We start from the raw sequence: 3,151 nt of genomic DNA on the forward strand, positions 1-3,151 counted from the left end.
ACTCTGTTTTTATTACTAGGCGCGATCATGGTCTTCTTAATGCATGCTGGTTTTGCATTTTTGGAAGTCGGAACAGTTAGAAAGAAGAACCAAGTTAATGCGTTGGTCAAGATCCTCTCGGATTTCGGCGTTTCTGCCATTGCCTATTTCTTTATCGGTTACTGGGTGGCTTACGGTGCGCATTTCTTTGCAGATGCAGAAACCTTATCGCAAGGTAATGGTTACGAGCTGGTGAAGTTTTTCTTCTTGATGACGTTTGCGGCGGCGATTCCAGCGATCGTTTCTGGTGGTATCGCTGAGCGTGCACGTTTCTATCCAATACTCATCGCAACACTGTTCACCGTAGGCTTTGTTTACCCATTCTTTGAAGGCATCATCTGGAACGGTAATTTTGGTTTCCAAGATTGGCTTGAGGCGCAATTCGGTTATGGCTTCCATGACTTCGCGGGCTCTGTTGTCGTTCATGGTGTTGGCGGCTGGATTGCATTGGTCGCAGTTTACTTCCTTGGCATGCGCAAAGGCCGTGTCCGCGCCGGCAAACACACTAACTTCGCACCATCAAACATCCCATTCTTAGCACTAGGTTCTTGGATCTTATGTGTGGGTTGGTTTGGCTTCAACGTGATGTCAGCTCAAGCTATCAATGGTATCAGCGGTCTCGTGGCAATGAACTCACTCATGGCAATGGTTGGCGGTATTCTTGCGGCTCTGATTGCAGGTAAAAATGACCCAGGCTTCATCCACAATGGTCCTTTAGCTGGTCTCGTCGCTATTTGCGCAGGCTCAGATTTAATGCACCCACTCGGCGCACTGGTAACAGGCGGCGTAGCTGGCGCATTGTTCGTTTACTTGTTTACTTACATGCAAAACAAAACACAGATAGATGATGTGCTAGGTGTGTGGCCTCTGCACGGTGTATGTGGTGCATGGGGTGGCATTGCAGCGGGTATCTTCGGTCAGCAAGCATTCTGGGGGCTAGGGGGCGTAAGCTTTACTGCTCAGATGGTTGGTACACTAGCGGGCATTACGGTGGCTTTAATCGGTGCATTGGTTGTCTACGGTGTGTTGAGCAAAGTAACGGGGCTAAGGTTAAGTGAAGAAGATGAGTTTAACGGCGCGGATCTTTCAATCCATAAGATCTCGTCTATCAACGAAGACTAACGTCGTTCGTTTTGATGGGTTAAAGCTACATCTAGTAGACATCAGTTAAACAAATCTAAGCGGCTTCGGTCGCTTTTTTATTTCTGTGAAAAGCAAAACAGAGAGTTTGAGTAAGAACGGCAACAACTATCAAGCGAGTTATGTCACAAATAGCCAATGAATTCAGTTGGCTAAGACTATGGTCTAATCCCTAAAACTATTGTTGGAATTTGAACAGTGCTAAGCTGTTACCAAGTGACATATTGAAAAGGACGTTATATGCATTTCCCATATCGAAATATCGTAATTCTTACTGGCGCCGGTATCTCTGCTGAGTCGGGGATACAAACATTCCGAGCACAAGACGGATTATGGGAAAACCATAAAATCGAGGATGTTGCGACACCTGAAGGTTTTGCAAAAGATCCTGACCTTGTACAAGCGTTTTACAACAAGCGTCGTCATGGATTACAGAGTGAAAATATCTTTCCAAATTCAGCCCACAAGGCGCTAGGAGAGCTTGAAGATAAGCTCGATGGCAAAGTAACTATCATCACTCAGAACATCGACAATCTGCACGAGAGAGGCGGTAGCAACAACATTATCCACATGCACGGTGAGCTTCTTAAGGCACGTTGTAGCGAGTCAAACCAAGTTCTAGAGCACAAAGACGACATTCATACTGGTGAATTGTGCCATTGTTGCCAGATACCAGCTCAAATGCGCCCTCATATTGTGTGGTTTGGCGAAATGCCATTGAGGATGGGCGACATTTATTCAGCGTTAGAAGAAGCTGATTTGTTCATCTCGATCGGCACGTCAGGTGTGGTTTATCCAGCCGCAGGTTTTGTACATGATGCTAAAATGCATGGAGCACATACGATCGAGATAAACCTCGAACCCAGTGCGGTAGAGAGTGAATTTGAAGAGAAACGTTACGGTAAGGCGAGTATCGAGGTACCTAAGCTAGTCGGTGAGCTATTGCTGTCAGAGAAGGGGTCTCTAACGGCCTGACCCTTGTACCAATAAATTGATTGACCCGCTTAAGGTTGGAACTTGAGAGCTCGTTATCAGCAACAGTTATCAGTGGCAAACTGACATTTATTCAGATGAGGCTCTAGTCATCGGTTTGCCTTGTTGTCTCTATATTCAGGTAATTTGTTTCTAGATTAGGACAAGACGTGCACCAAGAGTTTTGAACAGGTCGTTGAGCTTTTTTCATTTCGTACATCGCCTTATCGGATTCAACCAATGCCTGTTTAAAATTATCTCGGCTGGTCACTTCGATACCGTAAGAAAAACTGATGTTCTCACCATGCAGTAAGTTATTGACTTGGCTGACAAACTCACCACCACGACCGAGTTGAGCCGTTGCAACAAACTCATCACCACCCACTCTAAACACCATTTCATCTTCCAATGCAGTTTGCCTCAGAGCCTGAGAGAAACGAACAATCATTAAATCTCCAACTTTGTGGCCTTTAAGGTCATTTGCCTCTTTTAGTCCATCTAAGTCGAAGTAAATGAGCTCAAACTCTGCAAGTTTGATCGCGTCAAACTTCTTGCGATTATACAGACCAGTAAGCTCGTCGCGTTTACCTTGGTCTTTGATCTTGCCAGTTAATTCTGTAATGCCGTAAGCGATCAATAGAAATGCGATTTGTAGCAACCCGTCTTCCAAGAAGGTATCTATTAGTTCATTTTGGTCAGCCCACTCATCAAGATGTTTAAGCTCGGTTGATACGTCATAAAATAGGTTAAAAATGAGTAATAGAGCGCCGTAGCGAAGAACTTTGTGGGGACGAATTGAATGACGCGCAACATAATAGATGTACATAGTGATCACGAGGGTATTTGTTTCGAAAAACAAATCATAGTTTGAATCAATATGAATAAATGAACTCAAGCCAAGCATTAACAGTGACGCTAACAGCATAAAAGTCACAACTAACAGGATAGGGTTTGCTTGCATATGTAATCGCACTTCGTATTGTTTGTTCAATCCTATATA

At 44.4% G+C, this 3,151-nt stretch carries 3 protein-coding genes; 2 read left to right on the forward strand and 1 reads right to left on the reverse strand.

All coding sequences use genetic code 11. The features are described from left to right. Positions 1–1,161 (forward strand): ammonium transporter (locus AB4232_RS22525; RefSeq protein ID WP_372088077.1); only part of this gene is annotated, 1,161 nt, incomplete at its 5' end. Positions 1,162–1,419: 258 nt separating this feature from the next. Further along, a complete protein-coding gene (gene cobB / locus AB4232_RS22530; RefSeq protein WP_017100630.1) occupies positions 1,420–2,154 on the forward strand; it encodes a Sir2 family NAD+-dependent deacetylase in 735 nt (244 codons plus the stop codon). 103 nt (positions 2,155–2,257) lie between these two features. Here cobB and AB4232_RS22535 read toward each other — a convergent pair whose 3' ends face one another. Next, positions 2,258–3,124, reverse strand: coding sequence for a GGDEF domain-containing protein (locus AB4232_RS22535; RefSeq protein WP_017103165.1), 867 nt, complete (start codon positions 3,122–3,124; stop codon positions 2,258–2,260). Positions 3,125–3,151: the final 27 nt, after the last annotated feature.

It is taken from the genome of Vibrio sp. 10N.286.46.A8 (genome assembly GCF_041470165.1).
Classification (GTDB): domain Bacteria; phylum Pseudomonadota; class Gammaproteobacteria; order Enterobacterales; family Vibrionaceae; genus Vibrio; species Vibrio tasmaniensis_A.

Coding starts and splice junctions, on each gene's coding strand:
- cobB (WP_017100630.1), top strand. CDS start 1,420: ATGCATTTCCCATATCGAAATATCGTAATTCTTACTGGCGCCGGTATC.